At 58.8% G+C, this 21,129-nt stretch carries 19 protein-coding genes; 15 read left to right on the top strand and 4 right to left on the bottom strand.

The genetic code is table 11. The features are described 5' to 3' along the window. Positions 1–2: 2 nt before the first annotated feature. Positions 3–1,046 carry an ABC transporter substrate-binding protein gene (locus V1T76_RS22065; RefSeq protein WP_330562843.1) on the bottom strand — a complete coding sequence of 348 codons (1,044 nt, stop codon included), beginning with the start codon at positions 1,044–1,046 and terminating at the stop codon, positions 3–5. A 182-nt stretch (positions 1,047–1,228) separates the two neighbouring features. Between V1T76_RS22065 and V1T76_RS22060 the strand changes: the two genes are divergently transcribed. From V1T76_RS22060 to V1T76_RS22025, 8 genes are all read left to right on the top strand, one after another. After that, positions 1,229–2,134: a LysR family transcriptional regulator gene (locus tag V1T76_RS22060; protein ID WP_330562842.1), complete on the top strand. Its 906-nt coding sequence runs from the start codon at positions 1,229–1,231 to the stop codon at positions 2,132–2,134. A 166-nt stretch (positions 2,135–2,300) separates the two neighbouring features. Continuing rightward, positions 2,301–3,230 (top strand): ArsR/SmtB family transcription factor, encoded by a 930-nt coding sequence (locus V1T76_RS22055; protein ID WP_330562841.1) that lies wholly within the window; start codon positions 2,301–2,303, stop codon positions 3,228–3,230. Between the two features lie 152 nt (positions 3,231–3,382). Beyond that, a complete protein-coding gene (gene arfA / locus V1T76_RS22050; protein ID WP_330562840.1) occupies positions 3,383–4,894 on the top strand; it encodes an arabinosylfuranosidase ArfA in 1,512 nt (503 codons plus the stop codon). A gap of 13 nt (positions 4,895–4,907) precedes the next feature. Continuing rightward, the gene (locus V1T76_RS22045) at positions 4,908–5,978 is read left to right on the top strand and encodes an ABC transporter ATP-binding protein (protein ID WP_330562839.1); all 1,071 of its coding nucleotides are present in this window, start codon (positions 4,908–4,910) and stop codon (positions 5,976–5,978) included. Between the two features lie 74 nt (positions 5,979–6,052). After that, positions 6,053–7,324 (top strand): extracellular solute-binding protein, encoded by a 1,272-nt coding sequence (locus V1T76_RS22040; RefSeq protein ID WP_330562838.1) that lies wholly within the window; start codon positions 6,053–6,055, stop codon positions 7,322–7,324. 91 nt (positions 7,325–7,415) lie between these two features. After that, positions 7,416–8,297, top strand: coding sequence for a carbohydrate ABC transporter permease (locus V1T76_RS22035; protein ID WP_330562992.1), 882 nt, complete (start codon positions 7,416–7,418; stop codon positions 8,295–8,297). Further along, positions 8,294–9,121, top strand: coding sequence for a carbohydrate ABC transporter permease (locus V1T76_RS22030; protein ID WP_330562837.1), 828 nt, complete (start codon positions 8,294–8,296; stop codon positions 9,119–9,121). Before V1T76_RS22035 ends, V1T76_RS22030 begins: the two co-directional genes overlap by 4 nt. A gap of 201 nt (positions 9,122–9,322) precedes the next feature. After that, positions 9,323–11,317, top strand: coding sequence for an alkaline phosphatase D family protein (locus tag V1T76_RS22025; protein ID WP_330562836.1), 1,995 nt, complete (start codon positions 9,323–9,325; stop codon positions 11,315–11,317). Positions 11,318–11,341: 24 nt separating this feature from the next. Here V1T76_RS22025 and V1T76_RS22020 read toward each other — a convergent pair whose 3' ends face one another. Continuing rightward, the gene (locus V1T76_RS22020) at positions 11,342–11,974 is read right to left on the bottom strand and encodes a LysE family translocator (protein WP_330562835.1); all 633 of its coding nucleotides are present in this window, start codon (positions 11,972–11,974) and stop codon (positions 11,342–11,344) included. Positions 11,975–12,239: 265 nt separating this feature from the next. Here V1T76_RS22020 and V1T76_RS22015 point away from each other — a divergent pair, with 265 nt between their 5' ends. Then, the gene (locus V1T76_RS22015; protein ID WP_330562834.1) at positions 12,240–12,668 is read left to right on the top strand and encodes a LysR substrate-binding domain-containing protein; all 429 of its coding nucleotides are present in this window, start codon (positions 12,240–12,242) and stop codon (positions 12,666–12,668) included. 42 nt (positions 12,669–12,710) lie between these two features. On the opposite strand, the gene V1T76_RS22010 is transcribed toward V1T76_RS22015, so the two are convergent. Beyond that, complete coding sequence (locus tag V1T76_RS22010; RefSeq protein WP_330562833.1) at positions 12,711–13,712, bottom strand: class 1 fructose-bisphosphatase; 1,002 nt, start codon at positions 13,710–13,712, stop codon at positions 12,711–12,713. Between the two features lie 305 nt (positions 13,713–14,017). Here V1T76_RS22010 and V1T76_RS22005 point away from each other — a divergent pair, with 305 nt between their 5' ends. Beyond that, on the top strand, positions 14,018–15,139 hold the full coding sequence (locus tag V1T76_RS22005) for a mannitol dehydrogenase family protein (protein ID WP_330562832.1): 1,122 nt from the start codon (positions 14,018–14,020) through the stop codon (positions 15,137–15,139). Further along, the gene (locus tag V1T76_RS22000) at positions 15,136–16,137 is read left to right on the top strand and encodes an aldo/keto reductase (protein ID WP_330562831.1); all 1,002 of its coding nucleotides are present in this window, start codon (positions 15,136–15,138) and stop codon (positions 16,135–16,137) included. The genes V1T76_RS22005 and V1T76_RS22000 overlap by 4 nt, the downstream gene beginning before the upstream one ends. Here the strand turns inward: V1T76_RS22000 and V1T76_RS21995 are convergent. After that, complete coding sequence (locus V1T76_RS21995; protein WP_330562830.1) at positions 16,122–16,961, bottom strand: GntR family transcriptional regulator; 840 nt, start codon at positions 16,959–16,961, stop codon at positions 16,122–16,124. The two genes, V1T76_RS22000 and V1T76_RS21995, sit on opposite strands and share 16 nt — an antisense overlap. A gap of 200 nt (positions 16,962–17,161) precedes the next feature. Between V1T76_RS21995 and V1T76_RS21990 the strand changes: the two genes are divergently transcribed. The 4 genes from V1T76_RS21990 (at position 17,162) to V1T76_RS21975 (ending at position 21,072) form a co-directional block, all read left to right on the top strand. After that, the gene (locus V1T76_RS21990) at positions 17,162–18,184 is read left to right on the top strand and encodes an ABC transporter permease (RefSeq protein WP_330562829.1); all 1,023 of its coding nucleotides are present in this window, start codon (positions 17,162–17,164) and stop codon (positions 18,182–18,184) included. Between the two features lie 46 nt (positions 18,185–18,230). Continuing rightward, entirely contained in the window at positions 18,231–19,172 is a 942-nt protein-coding gene (locus tag V1T76_RS21985) for an ABC transporter substrate-binding protein (RefSeq protein ID WP_330562828.1), read from the top strand. A 74-nt stretch (positions 19,173–19,246) separates the two neighbouring features. Next, positions 19,247–20,038 carry an ATP-binding cassette domain-containing protein gene (locus tag V1T76_RS21980; RefSeq protein ID WP_330562827.1) on the top strand — a complete coding sequence of 264 codons (792 nt, stop codon included), beginning with the start codon at positions 19,247–19,249 and terminating at the stop codon, positions 20,036–20,038. Positions 20,039–20,076: 38 nt separating this feature from the next. Continuing rightward, positions 20,077–21,072: a zinc-binding alcohol dehydrogenase family protein gene (locus tag V1T76_RS21975; protein ID WP_442970161.1), complete on the top strand. Its 996-nt coding sequence runs from the start codon at positions 20,077–20,079 to the stop codon at positions 21,070–21,072. Positions 21,073–21,129 lie beyond the last annotated feature (57 nt).

The following is a 21,129-nucleotide window of genomic DNA, read 5'->3' as shown; positions in this document are numbered from 1 at the left end:
CCTTAACCGACCTTCGGGCGGGTGTCTGCGGTGCTCTCCAGAACCGACAGCGTCATGACATCGTCGACGGCGGGCGCACCGTTCGCGAATTGCTCAAGATTTGCGTAAGTCTCGATCTGGGCCTGCCAGTTTTCGCGGGTCATGGTGCCCCAACCGTTTTCGGCGGTCTTTTCGTTGAAGGAGTAACCGACCACCAGCGGCACCGCCTTCAGCTCGCTTTCCCTGTCCAGGTTGGGAAGACGCTCGACCAGATAGTTCACGGCTTCTTCCTGGTTCTCACGAACCCAGCCCCAGCCCCGCGAGATGGCGCGGATCATGGCCTGCACCTTGTCGCCATGCTCGTTCAGCACAGAGTCCGTGGTGTAGAAGGGATTGGCATAAAGCTGGATACCGGCATCCCACAGGGACATGTCGACACGCTGATCACCCAAGATCGAAAGCGCGTTGACGTTGGTCTTCCAGCCGGTGATCGCGTCGACCTGACCCGTCAGCAACGGTGCCATGTCGCTGCCGATGACCTTCAGTTCGACCTGGTCCTCGGAGATGCCGTTCTTGGCCAGAAGCGCCCGAAACAGGATCCGTCCGGTTGCCTGGGTGCCGATGGTCTTGCCGATCATGTCCTGCGGCGTCTTGATCGGGTTCTTCTTGAGCGAGAAATACGTGTAGGGATGCTGCTGGTAACCGGCGGCAATACATTTCACCGGAATCCCTGCAGAACGCGCCAGCATCAAAGAGGGGCTGGAAGATACCTGGCCGAGATTGGACCGCCCGGACGCAACGGACGCAACCCCATCGACATTCGGCCCCCCCGGCACGATTTCGAATTCCAGTCCTTCTTCCGCGAAATAGCCCAGCTTGTCGGCCGCAATTTCTCCCAGGTTACCGTTGCCGGCCAGCCAGCCAAGCTGCATGGAGACCTTGAAGGTGTCCTGGGCAAAGCCGGGTACGATATTTACCAGTGTTCCGGCGCCTGCCAGACCAGCGCCTGCGGCCATGGTCTTGAGCAGAGAGCGGCGGTTCAATCCATTCGAGAATAGGTATGACATACTGTTGGTCCCCCTCATTTGAGATTGGGCGGTTTGTGGCCGACTGTTCCCCTTGCCGACTTCACATTGAACTCTAACGGGAAGAACCACGGTGCAAAAAGTGCAAAAACATGCTAACGGTGATGCATTAAATGCACCGCACTTTGTGATGCACTGTTTGCCACACTGTCCGGGGGGACATCGTGCATTCAAATTTCCTGCGTTATTTCGACGAAGTCGCCCGCCAGGGCTCCATCCGCAAGGCATCCGCGGTGTTGAACGTGTCTTCCACCACGGTGAACCGGAAGATCATCAGCACCGAAAACGAGATGGGCGTTCGGCTGTTCGAGCGCACACCAGAAGGCGTAACCCTGACCGATGCAGGGGCCATCGTGCTGGAACACTGTCGCAAGACACTGCAGGACTATGAGCGCACCCGCACCTTGCTGGACGATATCCGCGATCTGCGGTCCGGGCACCTCAATATCGCGGCCATAGATTCCGTTACCTACGGTCTGTTGCCGCGTATTCTGCTCGACTTCAACCGGATTTATCCGCAGGTCACCTATTCGATCACGACGGCGCAGCCAGACGAGATCATCACCGCCGTTGCGGGCGGGATTGCCGATATCGGAATTACCTTCACGTTCGATCTGCATCCCAATGTCCGGGTGATCTCCGACAAGACCGCTCCGATCGGCATCATCATGCGATCCGACCATCCCTTTGCCGGGCGAACAAACCTTGCCATTGAGGAACTGTCCGGCCAAAAGATGGTGCGCACCGTGGATGCGCGGGGCCGCAATTCCATCATCGATCAGGCGATTTCGGGCATGTCCTCCGCCCTGTCGACCAATTGCTTTACAGACACCTTGCATGTGGCAAAGCAGATGATCCTGGCCGGCCGAGGCCTCGGCCTTTACACCAAGATCGGCTTCATCGATGAAATCGACCAGGGCATTCTCAAGTTCGTGCCGCTGATGCACGACATCCTGTCCAATCTGCGCATTGGTGTCGTCATGTCCGCCTCTTCGGGCATTTCGCCGCCCGAACGCCTGCTTGGCAACGAAATCAAGCGCGCCCTCACCCAGCTTCGGCTGGATTCTTGATGTTGAGGGAACACTTACGGACACCTGATAACCAACCATCCAATGCCGCTGCCTGTCGGTTACCCGGCACGGATCCGGATCACTATCGGACATTCGAAAGAATAATTGTAATTATCGAAAAAACCGATACAGATAGTTGTTCCAGATTTAGATCCGGGAACAACCCATGCGCGCAAATTTTCTGATCGTCGATCCCGTCAAGGACAAGGCTGCCATGAAGGCAATTGCCTCCCAGCCTCGCCTGCACCTGCTGCAGGAGCTTGTGCGGTCGCCCGGGATGAACATCAACGCGCTTTCGGAAGCCTCCGGCATGCCGCAATCCTCCGTCTCCACCCATATTCAGGTCCTGGAAGAAGCGGGGCTCGTGAGAACGGAAGTGCAGCGTGCACGCAAGGGAAGCCAGAAAACGACTTTCGCCATCTATGACGAGATCATCCTGGCCTTCCGCTCGTCGGAAGAGCGGATCCAGCCGAACCAGATCGAAGTATCGATGCCGCTCGGGCTTTACACCAACAGCCTCGTGACCGGCCCCTGCGGCATCTGCTCGACAGACGGGATCATCGGCCTCCTCGACGTGCCGGAAACCTTCATGGACCCGGAGCGGATGAAGACGGCTTTACTGTGGTTTACCAGTGGTTTCGTCGAATATCAGTTCCCCAATAACGCCAAGCTCACCGGCAAGGAGATCGACGGGCTGGACGTGGTCATGGAGGTCAGTTCCGAGGTGCCGGGCACCATGAGCAACTGGCCGTCCGACATTGTGCTGTCGATCAACGGCAAGGAGATCGGCGTGTGGACGTCACCCGGTGATTTCGGCGACAAACGCGGTGTCTACACACCGGACTGGTGGAAGCTTTCCGGGTCGCAATACGGCATGCTGAAGACCTGGAGCGTCGGCAGGAACGGCACTTTCGTGGACGGCCACAAGATCTCCGACATCAAGACCGAAGATCTCCAGCTCGACGAACACCGCTCGGTCCGGTTGAAGATCGAGGTGAAGGCCGAAGGGCGGCACCCGGGTGGGATCAACGTCTTTGGACGCGGTTTCGGCAACTATGATCAAGACATTATTTTGCGCCTGCACACCCGCGGCTGACCAGAACCACACTTGAAATTTTCGAAGCCCTCCTCATCTTCAGGTTGCACCGCAGCAACTTTGTCCAGTTGACAATTTTTGCGAAGGTCGCATTCTCATCAGAAATAAAGATTCATATCGATTTATTCGATATATATTTTGGGAGAATGCGAATGAAGGCACGTGTCACCGTGCATCGGGATTTCCGGATCAGTTCCATCGATGAGCGGCTTTATTCCGCATTTATCGAGCACATGGGGCGGGCGATCTATTCCGGCATCTACGAACCTGGCCACCAGCAGGCCGACGCGAACGGTTTTCGCAAGGACGTGCTGAAATTCGTTCAGGATCTCAAGATCCCGGCCATTCGTTATCCCGGTGGCAATTTCGTCTCTGCGTATAACTGGGAAGACGGCATCGGCCCGAAAGACAAGCGCCCTGTTCGCCTCGACCTCGCCTGGCGTAGCAAGGAGACCAACCAGGTCGGCATCGATGATTTCGCCATCTGGGCGGAAGACGCCGGCATCGAAATGATGCTTGCGGTCAACCTGGGTTCGCGCGGCCTGGAAGAGGCCCGCAACTTCCTGGAGTATGTGAATTTTCCGGGCGGCACCGAATGGTCGGACCTGCGCCGTTCCAACGGCCGGGCGGATCCCTACGGGGTCAAGATGTGGTGCCTTGGCAACGAAATGGACGGCCCCTGGCAGATAGGTCACAAGGTTGCCACGGAATACGGCCGACTGGCCAACGAGACGGCCAAGGCCTTCAAGGGGTTCGACCCGACAATCGAGACGATCGTCTGCGGCAGCTCCAACGACCGCATGCCCACCTACCCGGAATGGGAGCGGGAGGTCCTGGAAGAGTGTTACGAGAACGTCGATTACATCTCGCTGCACAAATATTTCGGCAACAACAGCAAGGACACGCTGAACTACTTCGGCAAGATCGAGGAAACCGGCCGCTATATCCAGACCATTGGCGGTGTCATCGATTATGTGAAGTCGAAGAAGCGCGCCAGGAACGACGTTCACATCTGCTTTGACGAGTGGAACGTGTGGTATCACATCCGAGAGGATGACGGCCGCCGCATCAAGGAGTGGGACTGGCCGGAAGCCCCCGCATTGCTGGAAGAAAACTACAACTTCGAAGATGCGCTCTTCGTGGCTGGTCTGCTCAACGAATTCATCCGCCGGTCGGATCGTGTGCGCATTGCCTGCATTGCCCAGCTCGTCAACGTGATCGCCCCGATCCGGGCTGAAAAAGGCGGGCCAGCCTGGCGTCAGACCATCTATTACCCCTATCAGTTCGCCTCTCTTTATGGCCGCGGCGATGCGCTGAACGTTGCCGTGGATGCGCCCACCTACAATTGCTCTGTCGCCGATGACGTCAGCTATCTCGACGTTGCCGGCGTACACGACAAGGCTGCCGGAACGCTGACGCTGTTCGTCCTCAACCGGCACCTTACTGAAACGGCGGATCTCGACGTCTCGCTGACGGGCTTCGGCGCACCGTCAATGGCCGAGCATCTGTCCATGGAGGGCTACGGTCTCAACGACACCAACGGCCCGGACAAGCCGGACAACGTGGTTCCCGGCAAGGGGACAGGCGTTGGCGTGGAGGACGGTCAGCTCAAGGGCAAGCTGGCGCCCCTTTCCTATCACGTCCTGCGGCTGAACGTGGCCTGAGGGGAACCATGTGATGGGTGTTCACCTTCGCAACATACGCAAGGTCTTCGGCCCGGTCGGGGTAATCCACGATGTCAGCATGGACATTCCGGCAGGTGAATTCGCGGTCTTTGTCGGCCCGTCCGGCTGCGGAAAGTCGACATTGCTGCGCATGATCGCAGGTCTTGAAGACACGAGTGGCGGCACGATCTCCATTGAAGGCACCGACGTGACCTGGCAGGAACCGGCCAAACGCGGCGTTGCCATGGTTTTCCAGTCCTACGCGCTTTATCCGCACCTGTCCGTTTTCGAGAACATGGCCTTTTCCATGCGTTTGAAACGCGCTCCGAAAAAGGCTGTGCACGACAAGGTGATGGAAGCGGCCCGCATTCTCCAGCTTGAGGAACAGCTAGAGAAAAAGCCGTCTCAACTGTCCGGCGGTCAGCGCCAGCGAGTGGCAATCGGGCGGGCGATCGTGCGTCAGCCCAAGGTCTTCCTGTTCGATGAGCCGCTGTCCAACCTGGATGCCGAACTGCGCGTCCAGATGAGGCTGGAGCTTGCGAGGCTTCACAAGCAGATCGGCGCGACGATGATCTACGTCACCCACGACCAGGTGGAGGCCATGACGCTGGCCGACCGGATCTTCGTTCTGAAGCAGGGTGTCGTGCAGCAGGCCGGCAAGCCGCTGGATCTCTACGACGATCCGGACAACCGGTTCGTCGCCGGGTTCATCGGATCGCCCGCCATGAACTTTCTGCCGGCAAAGGTGCTTGGCCGGGAAGGCGATTGCCTGCGTGTGGCCATTGAGGGAACGGAAGCCAGCCTGCTGGCCCGGGTTTTCGGCGATCTTCCGGCCGGCAGCCGGGTAACTGTCGGACTGCGCCCGGAACAACTGACAACAGCGGACGTAGGCATGCCCGTAACCGTGGAAATGGCAGAGGACCTGGGAGGCGTTTCCTATCTGCACACGCATATGCCGGACGGCCGCGAAATAGTCGTTGAGTGGCGCGGAAGCCGCCACGCCGGCGGCGGGGAAGCAATCAAGCTCACCTGTGCGCCAGACAAGGTTCTGGTCTTCGACGAGCAGGACCAGCGTATTCGGTAGACCGTCAGTCTGCCTGGTACCTTTGAACCGGCCTTGATGGGAAATGCCGGTTTGTCATTTGGGAGGAAGAGTCGATGAAATACCTTAAGACACTTCTGGCAGCCGGGGCGATGAGCCTTGCCAGTCTGCCGGCATTTGCCCAGCAGGACATCACCTGGTGGGACTTTCTGAGCGGTGGTGACGGCGTTCGCATGAAAGCGCTGATCGAGCGCTTCAACGAAGAGCACCCGGACATCAAGATCAACGCGACCACCCTGGAATGGGGTGTCCCCTACTACACGAAGGTGCGCACCTCGGTCGCTGTCGGCCAGGGCCCGGACGTGATGACCTATCACCTGTCGCGCATGCCGCTCGGGCTTGAGGAAAACGTGCTGGACGTGATCAGCGATGATGATCTCGCCACTGCCGGTCTCAGCAAGGACGATTTCTTTCCGGCCTCCATTGCTGCTGCAAGCGACGCTGAAGGCAACCTTCATGCAGTTCCCTTCGATATCCATTCGATCGTGCTCTACATCAACAAGAGCTATTTCAAGGGATCCCGCTTCCTCGATGACGAGGGCAACCTGGCCGGCATTGAAAGCCTTGCCGATTTCGAGGAAGCGCTTGCACTGGCCAAGGAGAATGGGTCTGAAACACCTCTCTCCTATGCCACGGCTGACGATGGCAGCACCTACCGGGTTTTCTTCACCCTGCTCAAGCAGCAGGGCGGCGAATTGATCACCGACGGAGAAGTTCTGGCGGGCGACAACCTGGACAAGGCCGCCAATGCAATCGAGATCATGACCAACTGGTACAAGCAGGGCTGGCAGCCGGAACAGGCAGAATACCCGGCTTCCGTCGCCTTGTTCACCTCGGGCAAGTCCGCCTTTCACATGAATGGCGTCTGGGAGGTTCCCACCCTGGTCGACATGTCCAGCAAGGGAACGCTCGGGTTCGACTGGGGCGCGGTGCAAATTCCCACCTTGCTTGGAACCACGGCCACCTGGGCGGATTCCCACGCATTTGCCATTCCCACGGGCAAGGAGATGAGCCCCGAAAAACGCGCAGCGGTGATGACCGCAATCGGATGGATGGAGAAGAACTCGATCTCCTGGGCCAGCGCCGGGCATATTCCTGCCTATAAGCCTGTCGCCACCAGCGATGAATTCGGAAAGATGGAACCGAATGCGACCTACTCGTCTCTCGCAGAAACCGCGGTCTATGATCCGAGATCGCCAATCGCCGGGGTGGCCTCGCCGGTCTATGACGCGACCATCAACATCATCTCGCCCGCCATGCACGGCTATCTCGAGCCGGCACAGGCTGCCCAGCAGATGAAGGACGAACTTCAGTCGAAGCTTCAATAGGCGCGAGCACACTGCCTGCGATGCCTGCCGCATCCAATGCGATGCGGCAGGCCTTTCACCGGGCGAGCAAAGGACGATTACAAAAGTGGCCATGATTACCAACCGGCGCAGGGAAGTGGCAGTCGCCATGACGCTCATTGCGCCCTTTGTCCTGACCTTCGTGCTGGTCTTTCTCTACCCGACCATCCGGATGATCGAGCTGAGCTTCACAGATGCGCCGTTGATCGGTGCGGGCGAGTGGGTCGGTCTGGCCAATTTCAAGCGATTGCTGACTGACAATCTGTTCTATACGTCTTTGAAGAACAACGGTTACTTCGTTCTCCTGACCGTTGTTCCAACCACCGCCCTGGCCCTTGCCATCGCGATGATGATCACACGCCTCAAAGGGCCGCTACAGGCGCTCATTCTGGCGCTTTTCTTTCTGCCCTACATCCTGCCGGTGTCGGTGGTGACACAAATCTGGACCTGGATGCTGGATTTCCAGTTCGGCGTCCTTCAGCCTGTGTTCGCGTTCTTCACGGGCAAGCCGGTTCCGGTTTTCAAGAACCCCTACTGGGTGATGCCGACGGTTGCCACCGTCACCATCTGGTGGACCAACGGTTTTAATGTTCTGCTATTCATCGCAGGCCTTCGCAACATCTCCAGCGACTATTATGAAGCCGCCGCCCTGGACGGCGCGACACGCTGGCAACTGTTCACGAAGGTCACCTGGCCGCTGCTCTGGCCGGTCACGGCCCTTGTCCTGACCCTTCAACTCATCCTGCAGCTCAAGATATTCGACCAGATCTACCTTCTGTCGTCCGGCGGGCCGTTCAACTCGTCCTACGTGCTGCTGCTGATGGTCTACCGGGAGGCCTTCCAGCTGAACCACGGCGGCTATGCCTCGGCCATTGCCCTGGTGCTGTTCGTGTTGATCGTGGTCGTGTCGGTCTTGCAATTCCAGCTCTTGCGCGCGGGAGGAAACAAGCAATGAAAACCCGCAAACTGGAAAACTGGGTTCTTGGCATCGGCAGCCTGCTGGCGGCCGCCATCTGGGTCTTCCCGCTCTACTGGGCCTTCATCACCTCGATCCGCACCGAGGAAAGGGTCGTCAGCGAAGGCGCGGGGGTCATCCCCGACGAATTCAACCTGTCATCTTATCTTGCCGCCATCTTCGATACCAAGCTGCTCACCTGGTACTGGAATTCGATCGGCACCTCCGTGATCATCACGCTGGTCGTCATCGTATCGGGCATGATGTGCGCCTATGCGATCTCGCAGATGCGATTTCCCGGGCGCCGGCTGCTTTACGGTGTCGTACTCGCCAGTTTCATGGTGCCCTCGCAGGCGCTCGTGGTGACGCAGTTCATCCTGATGAATGACATGGGCCTGATCAACACCTGGGCCGGTATCATCCTGCCCCAGCTTATCGTTCCGGTGGTGATCATCGTCTACAAGCAGTTCTTCGATGCCGTGCCAAAGGAAATGCGCGAAGCCGTTGTTCTGGATGGCGGCGGCGATTACACGCTGCTGTTCAAGATCTATCTGCCGCTGAACTGGGGCATCACCACCGCATTGGCGATCATCACTTTCATCAGCGCCTGGAACCAGTTTTTCTGGCCCTTTCTGGTCATTACAACGGAAAACCAGATGACGATCCCCGTGGGGATCACCCAGGTGAACGATGCCTTCGGCGTTTATTACGCCCGCCTGATGTCCGTCGCGCTTCTGGGAGCGATGCCTGTTGCCGTTGCCTATCTGGTCTTCCAGAAAAAGGTAACGGAAGCTGTCATGATCTCATCGGGCGTGAAGGGCTGACACCCGCCGTTTCTGCGGTCTGCGCCATCGTATTTGCCAAAAATCTCCAGCCCCGCGAACGAATCCGCGGGACAATCGTTCTTCTGCAGGCACTTGGATGCCGGTGCTGCACGTCATATGTCTACGGCAGCAAGATCAGCATGACGAAAACGGTTGAGCACTCACGCCGTGTGTGTTTGGCAGACGGACGAGGAGTTCATAATGACAGTTGGAGCCGGTCTCCCTATCGTCCTGGCGGGACCGATCCTGCGCCGTGTGACGGCGAATAGCGTTAGCATTTGGCTTGCCGCATCGCAGCCTTGTGACGTGCGCCTGGAGTTTTTCCCCGAAGCTCGGCCTGACCTCAACCAGGCAATCGACACCGGCGGTACGGACTGGCCCATCGTGACGGCAGGGAAGCACCTTTATTATCACCTCATCAACATCGAGCTTAAGACATCGCTGCCGATTGACGCACTGATTTCCTATCGGCTGAGCGTCAGGCCTACAGGCGGTGCGCAGGAAGGCTGGCAGGATCACTCGGTCTGGGCGCCCGATCTTTGTTATCCGGGGCGCGACCTGCCCTGCTTCAAGGTGCCCGACCGCATCACCTCTCTCTTGCACGGGTCCTGCCGAAAACCGCATGCGCGCACCCGGGACGGGCTCGCCGGAGCCGACGAGCTCCTGCGGCAGGGTCTCGGTTCCGCAAAGGCAAACGGTTCAGACACCCCCGCGCTGCCGTCGGTGCTCATCATGAGCGGGGACCAGATTTATGCCGACGATGTTGCCGGGCCGATGTTGCAGGCAATTAGTCTGCTCGTTGAGAAACTCGGCCTGCCGGATGAACCGCTGGAAGGTGCCGAGCCCGGCTTGCCTGCATCCGGGAGCGCGCTGCGACAGGCCGGCAACCTGCTATATCGCCGCGATAAACTTCTGCCCCGGGTCTACAAGGACAAAACCGTCTTCGACGTTCTGTTCGGCGGCACGGAGAAGCCGGTGTTCACGACCCAGCACGCCCGTAACCACCTCGTCACACTCGGCGAGATGCTGGCCATGTATCTTCTCGTATGGTCGCCGGCGCTCTGGCAAGACATGCCGGAGGTGGAAGCCCCGGAGGGCCTGGAGGACGAGGATGCGGAGATGTATGCCGAGGAGACGGAAACGCTGAAGGGTTTCCGGGCCGATCTGCCCGCCTGCAGACGGTTGATGGCGCATCTTCCCACGGCGATGATTTTCGACGATCACGACATTACGGACGACTGGAACCTGTCGCTCGCCTGGGAGCAGGCCGCTTATACCCATCCGCTGTCGCGCCGGGTGATCGGCAATGCCCTTGTCGCCTATGCCCTCAACCAGGCCTGGGGAAACCGGGCAGAGGCCATCGGGCCGGATATCATTCCCTGCGTCGAGGCCGCACTCGATGCTCCTGGCTCCGAGGCACATGAAGACGCGATCACAAGACTGCTTGACTACGAGCAGTGGGACTATCAGTGGCAGACATCCCCGCCGCTGATCGTTCTGGACACAAGAACGCGGCGCTGGCGGTCCGAACGCAGCGCCAGCAACCCGTCCGGGCTTCTGGACTGGGAGGCGGTCACGGACCTTCAGACCTACCTGAAAGGCAAGGATGCGGTTCTACTCGTTTGCGCCGCACCGATCTTCGGCGTCAAGCTGATCGAAACGGTGCAGAAGCTGTTCACGCTTTTGGGCAAGCCGCTGACGGTCGATGCCGAATACTGGATGGCTCATCCGGGCACCGCCAGCGCAATCCTGAACGTGTTCAGTCACCGGGGCACACCCCAGCATTTCGTAATCCTGTCGGGCGATGTGCACTACTCGTTCGTCTATGATGTCGAATTGCGGCAGTCTGCACCGAAGCTTTCCGGCGAAATCGGCGACGGGCCGAAGATCTGGCAGATCTGCAGCAGCGGCATCAAGAACAAGTGGCCGGACAAGCTGATCGACATCCTCGACCGCAGCAACAGATGGGCGTTTTCGCCCCGCTCGCCCCTGAACTGGTTCACGAAGCGTCGCGGCATGCGCGTTATCCCCCGCAAGCCCGTCGGCACGCCGCATGGCCGCCGGCTTCTGAACGCATCCGGCATCGGACTTGTGGAGCTGGATGAAACGGGCGCGCCCGTCCACATTCACGAGGTCATGCCGGACGGCTCACTTGTGTCGTTTGAACGCCGTGAAGCGGAAGCCCGTGAAGACTGATGCTTGTCACGCGAGCCTCTTCGTTCAGCGCGTGATCGCCATCAGCGCGCTGCCGCCGATCATGAACCCGCCACCGGCGTACCCCAGGCGCCGCCGGGCCATGCTGGTCTGAAAGGCGTTCCGCGCACGCGTAGCGAGAACGGCATAGCCGGTCAGAAGAACGATGACGACAAGGCTGGAGGTAACTGTCAGCACTGCGAGCTGGACCACCAAATCCCCTGCCGGGTCAATGAACTGGGCAAGGAAGGCCATATAGAAAACGATGGCCTTGGGATTGAAAATGGCAGTCACAGTCCCTGCCCAGAAGCTGCGCCAGAAACTGCCTTTAGGCGAGCGTGTCTGGGCGGACGTTTCAACGCGCCCGCCGTCACGACGGGCCTCCCGGATCTGGCTGTACCCCAGCCACGCAAGATAAAGCACACCAGCCCATTTCACAGTCTGGAAGAGAACGGTGGACGCGGCCAGAATTGCGCCGACGCCTGCAAAGGAAAGGCCTGTCAGAACGATGCTTCCAACAACGTCACCGAGAATGCACATCATCGCCGCGGTCTTCCCCCGCATGAGGGTTTGGCCCACCACGAGCATGACGCTCGGCCCGGGAATGATGGTCAGAACCACACAGGCGAGTGTATAGGCAAGCCACGTTTCCAGAGACACGGTCAACTCTCCTTCGGGGCCGAACACCGGCGGCCGACAGTAAAAGGCATGGAAGCAAGAAGGGCAGCACAGCCGATCAGGGCGATCCTGACACGATTGTCCTGCGCTGTCAGCTCTGCAAGGTGTTCTGCTGGCTGATGCCGCGCCTCTCAGGGTTTCATGCGGCACAAACCGAAATCCAGCTTCGACTTGTCAGCGCTCTTGAACCCTTGACGGAAGCTCGCGAGCCGTTCGACGTCGCTCTTCAGACCACTGGACGGGCGTCATGAGCCACGCGCCTGCTGTTCATGGCATCGGACGAGATTTTCCGGTCTGCGCTTCGTCCCTTTTTAAAGACCTTCCCTTGCCACTGACACCTGAACAGCTTTCAAGCATGCCGCTCCTGTCGCACAGGGTCGTGCCCCAGGACTGGTTTGACTGGCCCGAAGCCATCGGCAGGTCCCGTCCGGCAAATCCGAAGATCATTTATTTCGACAGTTATCCGCTGGTGCTTCAGGCAGCCGTTGCCGGTCAGGGCGTTGCGCTTGGCTGGAGACGCACGGTCAGCGGCCTTATTGAAGAAGGCAAGTTGTGCACGCCCTGCGACATAATCCTGAAGAGACCGAGCGAAATCTCGGTCTACCGGGGCACAAAGCAGTCGCGGCATGGGGCCGTCGACCGGTTGATCGCCTGGCTCCGCGCCGAGTTGGCGTGAACCGGACATGCAGAAACCAGTTGCAACTGGCGGCAGCCAATTTCAGCCCTCAGCGTGCTGGGCGCGGTCCGCGCAATAGGTAATGAACATGTCGACGTTCTCGGGAGAACCGAAGATCAGCGGTATGTTCTGGTGCAGGCTTTCGGGCATCAGGTCCAGAATGGGCGATTGCCCGTCCGTTGCCTTGCCGCCCCCCTGCTCTATCAGGAACGCGATCGGGATGGCTTCATAGATCAGGCGCAGCCGGCCGCTTTCATAACCGGGCCGCTGGTCGCCGGGATAGAAGAACAATCCGCCCTGAAGCAGAATCCGGTGAAACTCGCCGACGGCGGAGGCCAGCCAGCGCATGTTGTAGTTTTCACCCAGCCGTCCCTCCTTGCCCTTGAGAACGTCTTCGGAGAAGCGCTTTACCGCCTCCGGCCAATGGCGGGCATTGGAGGCGTTGAACGCCAATGTGCGGGACTTGGCCGGCACCCGGTGGTTTTCCCGCAACATCCTGAACGTCCCCTCTGCCCTGTCGAAGACAGCAAGGTGAAGGCCATTGCCCAGGCTGAAACCGAGATCTGTCGAATGGCCGAACGCAACATATCCGGCCGCAATGACGGACCGTCCCGTGCACAGGAAGCCTTGTTCGGTTGCCGGCAGGATCGAAAACAGCGTCCCGAGCGGTGCACCCGTACCGATGCTGCCCGAACCGTCGATCGGATCGATGGCAACGTCCAGCGTGCCGTCCGGGTTGAGAAGGATGATCTCTTCCGCTTCTTCGGAAAGCAGTTGCCGAACACCGGCAGCCCGAAGCGCCTCGACCATATGCAGATGCGCGCCGACGTCGAGGGCCTTTTGCCGGTCTCCGCTTTCATTGGTTCCGACGACCTCGCCTGGATCTCCCGGCAAACTTCCCGCAGCCAGCCTGTCTGCCAGCGCGCCGGTCGCATCGGCAATGGCTTCAAGGACGGAGGCCGTATCGCTCGCCGCGTGCTGTCTTGCCAGATACGCCTTCAGCGTCTCAGCCTTTATGTCCGTGTCATTCGGAAGTTTCAGCATGGTTCCTTAATTTCCCGGGCAGGGTCATCTGTTGCGGTTGACCGCATGTTAAGCCGTTTCCAGCGCGTCAGGAGGCTCTGAAAGCAAGATCATGCCCCCTATAAAGGCTTTCGGTTCTGTCTGCTACCAATCGCGCCACGATTACGCCTGTCGGCTGCATGAGCATGTGGCATCGGCCGCCAGTCCATACACCTCTTCTGTGACACCGTTTGATCGTTTGTGACCAGATCGGACCGGCAGCAGGAAACCGCTTGATTTAAAATGTTTGTAATAATAATAAACATAACATCATTCGGAGGACAAAAATGCCGACGTCAGCGATCGTTCAATTCGGGACCAGCCGCTTCTTGCAGGCGCATGTGGATCTCTTCGTGTCGGAGGCTATGGCCGACGGGCAGGACGCAGGACCAATCACGGTGGTGCAGACCAGCGGTGACGCGTCCCGCGCTCATCGTCTGAAGGCGCTGGCGGCACCCTCCGGTTACGAAGTCCGGATCAAGGGCATCGAAAACGGCGCTCTGGTGGACACGAGCAAAACCGTCAGCAGCATCAAACGCGCCCTGTCCTTGCCGGATGACCTTGGCGAGGTAGCGAAGATTGTCGCCGACGAAGCGAAGATCCTCCTCTCCAACACCGCCGATGCAGGGTATCGGCCAAATGAGGCTGACAAGAGCACCGACTTTTTCCTTGAGATGTCCTATCCGGCCAAGCTGACGTGGTTTCTGTTTCAAAGGTTCAAAGGCGGCGGAGCGCCCATTCAGGTCATGCCGGCCGAACTGATCCCTGAAAACGGCAAGGTGCTGCGAGATCTGGTTTTGGGCATTGCCGCACTCTATCCATCCGAATTTTCAGACTGGCTGAGCGCAAAAGTGACCTGGGTGAATTCCCTCGTCGACAGGATCGTCTCCGAGCCGCTGGAGCCCGCCGGTGCGGTGGCCGAGCCTTATGCGCTCTGGGCAATCGAGGATCAGCCGGACCTCATTTTACCTTGCGTGCATCCATGCGTTCAGGTCGTCAAGGATCTGGACCAGGTCGAGACCCTGAAGCTGTTCATCTTGAACCTGGGGCATACCTACCTCGTGTCACGATGGCTGGCAGCAGGCAATTCTCCCCTGCGCTTCGTCCGGGAGCTGATGGACAGCCCCGAGTACGGCCCTGACCTGGAAGACCTCTATCGGCAGGAAGTCATCCCAGCTTTTGCGGCGCGGGACAGGAAACAGGAAGCCGAAGCATATGCCGCCACGACAATCGACCGGTTCAAGAACCCGTTTCTGGACCACAAGCTCGCCGACATCGCGCAAAATCATGATGAGAAGATAAACCGGCGGATATCATCCTTCCTGGCCTGGGCCCGGAAAGCCGCCCCGTTGCTTCAAACGCCCCGGCTGGACGCAGTCGCGAATACATCGGCAGCGGCACAATCATGAGAGCGCTGAAGCTGATTGGCAGAACGGATGTTCAGGTCACGGACATCTCCTTCGGAGCATCGGCTATCGGGAACCTTGGACGGGCCGTTTCGGACCATGAGGCGACCGCGGTCCTTCAATCCGCCTGGGACGCCGGCATCCGCTATTTCGACACCGCCCCGCATTACGGCCGTGGCCGGTCAGAAGAGCGGCTCGGCCGCTTCCTGAAATCGAAGCCGCGTGAGGACTATGTCCTGTCGACCAAGGTTGGGCGCGTCTTATCTCCCGGCCCCACGCTCATTGAGGCCGACGGTTTCATTGATCCGCTGCCAAACAACGTTCGCTACGACTATTCGGGTGACGGCATTGAAGCGTCTCTTGAAGGCAGTTTCGAGCGGCTGCAGATGCGCCATGTCGAAATCGTCTACATCCATGACATCGGCGCCTACACACACGGCGCTTCAAACGAGACGCATATGCGAGACTTGCTTGCGACCGGTCTTGACCGATTGCAACGGCTGAAAGATCGGGGAAGGATCCGTGCCTTCGGGATTGGCGTGAACGAGACGCGAGTTTGCCTGGACCTTCTGACCGAGACCAGCCTGGACGCCATCCTGCTTGCCGGACGGCTGACCCTGCTTGACCGCGAAGCCGAAGACGGTCTTGTCGAAAAATGCCGGCAAAAGGGAACAAGCCTGGTTCTTGGCGGGATCTTCAATTCCGGCATTCTGGCGACGGGACCGGTCGAGGGCGCCTGGTTCGATTACGCGCCGGCCTCAAAAGAAATCCTGGAAAAAGTCACCGCTCTCAAAGCACAGGCGGAGGGCTTGGGACTGTCGCTTGCCAGTGCGGCGCTCCACTTCGCCCACCGCTATCCCGGTGTTGCGTCCGTTCTGCTGGGAACCTCGAAAGTCACGTCGCTGAAACGCAACCTGGACAGCCTCGCGGCCCAACCGCCAGCTGATTTTTCAAGGATGTTCGGCAGCCCGCCGACGGCGAGCTTTCAAGCAAACTTGTGAACCCGCAGCGATTGCAGGAGCGTTTCCTTCGATCGCCGGAGATGCTTGAGCGCGGCAGCCTCCGAACCTTTGCTATCACGCGCAAGCATTGCGTTGATCCATTCCAGATGCTCGTCGATGGCGGCTGCGTTGCGTTCCAACTCATCGCGTTTGTCCCACATGTAGTGGTAATTGAAGATTAGCTTGATGAGCTTTTGAGCTTCGAGAACGAACCGGTTCCTGACCACGCTGTTGATGGCCGAATGAAACTTTTCGTCCAGCAGTGAAAAGTCGTGATACCGGTCTGCAATGACGGACTTCAGGTCCTCATGTTCCCGTTTCAAGACCTTCAGCTTGTCCCAGATTTCATGTTCCGGAGGCAGAGTGAGCAACTGCCTGACCGCGTTCAGTTCCAGCACCATGCGAAACTCGGACAGTTCAACCGCGAACTCCGAGGTAAACCCCAGCAGCGACCAGCCGCCTCTGGGGCGTCGTTCCACCAGACCCAGCCGGCTTAACCCGGCCAAAAATTCCTGCAGGTTGTGAACGGGAACACCGAACTGACGGGAAAGCTGCGCCACATTGAGCGACGTTCCCGCCGGCACATCGAAACGCAGGATCCATTCAAAGAACCTGTGTTCCAGTTCCTCGGCAGACAGTGTGCTTTCGGCGGGAACCAGGCGATCCCCTGCCTGGGGTTTCCGGATCAGCGTCTTGCTGCGGCCTTCCCAGCGGATCAGTTCGTCGCTATCCATCTTTTGCAGCGCGCTGCGCACGATGGTTCTGCTCACGTCCATCCGGTCCGCAAGCGCGGTTTCGGCCGGCAGTTGATCGCCAATCTGCATGCGGCCGCATATATCCAGCAACCTGTTGTACGCGCTTCTGAATCGTTCGTCCGTTCTCGCCATGGCAGCAGCGTAACATATCCAAAACGCCGGACAATTCTGATTGTTTGTATTAAAAAATAAAAAACTGTTGACGCCAAACCCGATCCAAGCTCATATGTTTTTAATTATTAAACTCAATGTCCGGCCCGGGAGGAATTATGGCGGATCTTGATCGAGGCGCTGAGCCAGCATCTTTGACGCTCAAATTGTCAGCCGGCTCCTTTCACAAGCTGTCGGCGTTGCTGACGCTTGCGCTGCTGATCTTCGCGTTTTCCTTTGGCAACGCAGCTTTTTTCTCCATCAACAACGGACTGACGGTGCTTTTGCAGACGTCCGTTATCGGCCTGCTCGGGATCGGGATGACGATGGTCATCATCACAGGCGGTATCGACCTTAGCGTCGGCTCCGTCCTGGCGCTTTCGGGGACCGTCACCGGGTTGAGCATCAAGGCGGGTGTGCCGGTGGCCCCAGCCATGGCCATTGGCGTGATGGCCGGTGCGGCCTGCGGCTTCATCAACGGGTTCGTCATTACCAAGATGCGCATTACCCCGTTTGTGGCAACGCTCGGCATGATGCTGATCGCGCGCGGGGTTGCCCTTCAGTTGACCGGTGCAGCGCCGATTTCACGGCTTGGGGAAAGCTTCGGCCTTCTTGGCAACGGCTCGCTTTTCCGCATCGTTGAGAAAACCGGCGGTATCTTTCCGAAAGTCGTTTTTCCGGGAATTCCCTATCCGGTCATTCTTCTGGCGGTCGTCGCGGTTGCAGGTGCCTATCTGCTCAGGCGTCGCCAGATCGGCCGGCACATCTATGCAACCGGATCGAACGAGGAAGCCGCCCGTCTTTCCGGCGTCCTGGTCGACCGCACGAAGATCTTCGCCTACGTCCTGTCGGGCGCTCTGGCCGGGCTCGCGGGCAACGTTCTGATGTCGCGCCTCGTGACCGTTCAGCCCAATGAAGGTGTCATGTACGAGCTCGACGCGATTGCGGCCGCTGTCATCGGCGGAGCTTCGCTCATGGGCGGCGTCGGCAATATTTCAGGAACGATGATCGGCGCGGCCATCATCGGGGTTCTGCGGAACGGGCTCAACATGGCCGGTGTCTCGGCATTCATCCAGCAAATCGTGATCGGCGTCATCGTCATTCTGGCGGTCTACGTCGATCAGATCAGAAACCGGCGCTGAGAAAGCCGGTCGTTTACCTGAGTAACTTCAGACGGAGGAGAATGAAATGAAGAAGCTTTTGACAACTGCAATGATGGCAAGCGCCTTTGCACTGTCGGCAGCAGCCGCACAGGCCGGAGAAATCGCGGTCATTGTCAAGACGACGAATTCCAACTTCTGGCAGAACGTGAACAAGGGCGCCAGTGCCGCCATCGAAGGTCAGTCAGACCACACGATGACCTTCAACGGCCCGGCATCGGAATCGGCCGTTGCCGATCAGGTAAACCTCGTTGAAAACGCCATCAACCGGGGCGTATCGGGCATTGTTCTGGCTCCATCCGATCCGGAAGCCCTGATCCCGGCCGTGAAGAAGGCCTATGAATCCGAAATTCCGGTCGTCATCATCGACTCCGCTCTCGCAGACAACGGCAAGGAATATTACCAGTCGTTCCTGTCGACCGATAACTGCGCGGCGGGACAACTGGTTGCCGACAAGATGATTTCGGAAGTGGGAACCGAAGGCAAGGTTGCGGTGATGTCCTATGTCGCCGGCGTCGGCTCCGAAATCGGCCGCGTAGGCTGTTTCGTCAAGCAGATCGAAGAGAAGTCGAAGATCGAGATCGTCGGTCCCTATTACTCCCAGTCCCAGATGGCCACAGCCTTGAACCAGACCACCGACGTTCTGGCGGCGAACCCGGATCTTGTTGGTATTTTCGGTGCCAACGAACCGACAGCCATCGGTATGGGCCGGGCCCTGGCGCAAGCTGGCAAGGCGGGCAAGGTGACCGCAATCGGCTTTGACGGCAACACCGACCTGCAGGATTTCGTCCGTGACGGCACCTTGGCCGCAACGGCCGTTCAGGGCTCGTTCCAGATGGGCGAGATCGGTGTCCAGACCATTCTGAAGCTGTTGAACGGTGAACAGGTGCCGAACTTCATCGATACCGGCGTTGTCCTGGCGACCAAGGACAACATCGATCATCCGAGCGTTCAGAACGTCCTCTACTAACGCCATAAAACGCGGCCGGAAGCCTGACATGATCAGGCTTCCGGTCTTTTCAACTGTCGATCGGGACACGGAATATGAAACCAGATGCTCAGTCCGCGACACCGCTGGTGCAGATGGACGCAATCGAAAAGCACTTCGGCGGCATCAGGGCCGTGAACGACGTCTCCCTTGACCTTTATCCGGGGGAAGTCGTCGGCGTCCTCGGCCATAACGGCGCAGGCAAATCGTGCCTGATGCGGATCCTGTCCGGAGCCATGATCCCCAACTCCGGGACGATCAAGGTCAACGGCGAAGTCGCAGATATCCAGTCACCCCATGATGCGCGCGATCTGGGTATCGAGACCATTTATCAGACGCTGGCACTGGCAGATCATCTGAACGCGCCCGCCAACCTGTTTCTCGGCCGGGAGCTGAAAACAAGGTTCGGCAATCTGGACGACAGCAGAATGATGGCTGAAGCGGTCCGCGTTCTGAAACGGCTCAACCCGAATTTCAAGAACCTGAACGACCCTGTGTCCAGCCTGTCCGGCGGCCAGCGGCAGGTTGTTGCCATCGCCAGAGCGATCTATTTTGACGTCAAGATCCTGATCATGGACGAACCGACCGCCGCTCTCGGCCCTTCTGAAACGGCCATGGTCGGATCCTTGATCAGACAGTTGCGCGAGGAAGGGATAGGTATCCTTCTGGTCAGTCACGACATGCATGACGTGTTCGAACTTTGCGACCGTGTCATTGTCATGAACAAGGGCCGCAAAGTCGGCTCGCACCGGATTGAAGACGTGACCAAGGACGACGTTCTCAGCCTCATCATCAAGGGCGACCTGCCTCATGACTGGGCTCCCCGGAGCCAGAAAGCCGTTCAATGACACTTGAAAACACCATGTCGCCGGCGGTGGCACAATCGATGGCCTGCGGCACCGTTGTCGAGCCGGGCGTCTTCAAGCTCGAAACGCGGGACTTGCCGAACCATGCACCGGACGGCTGGGTGCTCGTCGACATTCAGGCTGTCGGCATCTGCGGCACCGATTATCACATCCTGGAAGGCAAACATCCGTTCCTGAACTACCCGCGCGTGATCGGTCACGAACTTAGTGGCAGGATCGCGGAGAGCACCGGATCCTGGACGGCCGGCCAGTTGGTGGTGGTCAACCCGTATCTGTCGTGCAACGCCTGCCGGGCCTGCACGCGCGGCAAACCGAACTGCTGCAGCAATATCCAGGTTCTCGGCGTTCATCGGGATGGCGGCCTGTGTTCCCGCATCGCCGTTCCGCAGCAGAACCTCTATCCGGCAACCGGCCTCACCGAACTGCAGGCCGCGATGGTCGAGTTTCTGGCTATTGGGGCCCATGCCGTGCGCCGGGCAAACCTGACAGCCGAGGACAGGGTTCTGGTCACCGGCGCCGGTCCCATCGGCATTGGCACGGCCCTTTTCGCCCGCCTTTCGGGAGCCGAGGTCCATCTCATGGACATGAGCCGCGCGCGGCTGGACCAGGCCACGGCAAAATTCGGCTTCGACAATACGCATCTTGCCGGCACCGATATCCTGTCGAGCCCGCTGCAAGACGGTTTCGATGTGATCTTCGACGCGACTGGCAATGCGGCCGCCATTGAGGCCGGCTTTCCCCTGCTCGCGCATGGCAGCCGCTACGTTCTGGTGAGCGTTGTCAAGGAGACCATCAGCTTCAGCGATCCGGAGTTCCACAAACGCGAAACCCAGATCATCGGCAGCCGAAACGCAACCCGAGAAGATTTCGAGACCGTCATGTCGGCAATTCGCGATGACAGGATCAATACCGATGCGCTGTGTACGCTAACCCTGCGGCTTGAGGATCTACCAAACAAGTTCAGCGAACTTGCGAAGGACCGGGAAGGCCTGATCAAGGCCATCGTCACTTTGTAAGGTCCTGATCGGCGATCCCGGTCAGGACCTCAAAAGGGTGTTTTTCTATCGGCGATC

This window comes from Roseibium sp. FZY0029, from assembly GCF_036350355.1.
Classification (GTDB): Bacteria; Pseudomonadota; Alphaproteobacteria; order Rhizobiales; family Stappiaceae; genus Roseibium.
The sequence above is the reverse complement of the archived record's forward strand: the minus strand, read 5'-3'. Positions and strand labels throughout refer to the sequence as shown.

Bases quoted from the DNA above. Each gene is read 5' to 3' on its own strand.
- V1T76_RS22065 (WP_330562843.1), bottom strand. From the start codon at position 1,046: ATGTCATACCTATTCTCGAATGGATTGAACCGCCGCTCTCTGCTCAAG.
- V1T76_RS22055 (WP_330562841.1), top strand. From the start codon at position 2,301: ATGCGCGCAAATTTTCTGATCGTCGATCCCGTCAAGGACAAGGCTGCC.
- arfA (WP_330562840.1), top strand. From the start codon at position 3,383: ATGAAGGCACGTGTCACCGTGCATCGGGATTTCCGGATCAGTTCCATC.
- V1T76_RS22045 (WP_330562839.1), top strand. From the start codon at position 4,908: ATGGGTGTTCACCTTCGCAACATACGCAAGGTCTTCGGCCCGGTCGGG.
- V1T76_RS22040 (WP_330562838.1), top strand. From the start codon at position 6,053: ATGAAATACCTTAAGACACTTCTGGCAGCCGGGGCGATGAGCCTTGCC.
- V1T76_RS22035 (WP_330562992.1), top strand. From the start codon at position 7,416: ATGATTACCAACCGGCGCAGGGAAGTGGCAGTCGCCATGACGCTCATT.
- V1T76_RS22030 (WP_330562837.1), top strand. From the start codon at position 8,294: ATGAAAACCCGCAAACTGGAAAACTGGGTTCTTGGCATCGGCAGCCTG.
- V1T76_RS22025 (WP_330562836.1), top strand. From the start codon at position 9,323: ATGACAGTTGGAGCCGGTCTCCCTATCGTCCTGGCGGGACCGATCCTG.
- V1T76_RS22015 (WP_330562834.1), top strand. From the start codon at position 12,240: ATGAGCCACGCGCCTGCTGTTCATGGCATCGGACGAGATTTTCCGGTC.
- V1T76_RS22010 (WP_330562833.1), bottom strand. From the start codon at position 13,712: ATGCTGAAACTTCCGAATGACACGGACATAAAGGCTGAGACGCTGAAG.
- V1T76_RS22005 (WP_330562832.1), top strand. From the start codon at position 14,018: ATGCCGACGTCAGCGATCGTTCAATTCGGGACCAGCCGCTTCTTGCAG.
- V1T76_RS22000 (WP_330562831.1), top strand. From the start codon at position 15,136: ATGAGAGCGCTGAAGCTGATTGGCAGAACGGATGTTCAGGTCACGGAC.
- V1T76_RS21995 (WP_330562830.1), bottom strand. From the start codon at position 16,961: ATGCAGATTGGCGATCAACTGCCGGCCGAAACCGCGCTTGCGGACCGG.
- V1T76_RS21990 (WP_330562829.1), top strand. From the start codon at position 17,162: ATGGCGGATCTTGATCGAGGCGCTGAGCCAGCATCTTTGACGCTCAAA.
- V1T76_RS21985 (WP_330562828.1), top strand. From the start codon at position 18,231: ATGAAGAAGCTTTTGACAACTGCAATGATGGCAAGCGCCTTTGCACTG.
- V1T76_RS21980 (WP_330562827.1), top strand. From the start codon at position 19,247: ATGAAACCAGATGCTCAGTCCGCGACACCGCTGGTGCAGATGGACGCA.
- V1T76_RS21975 (WP_442970161.1), top strand. From the start codon at position 20,077: ATGGCCTGCGGCACCGTTGTCGAGCCGGGCGTCTTCAAGCTCGAAACG.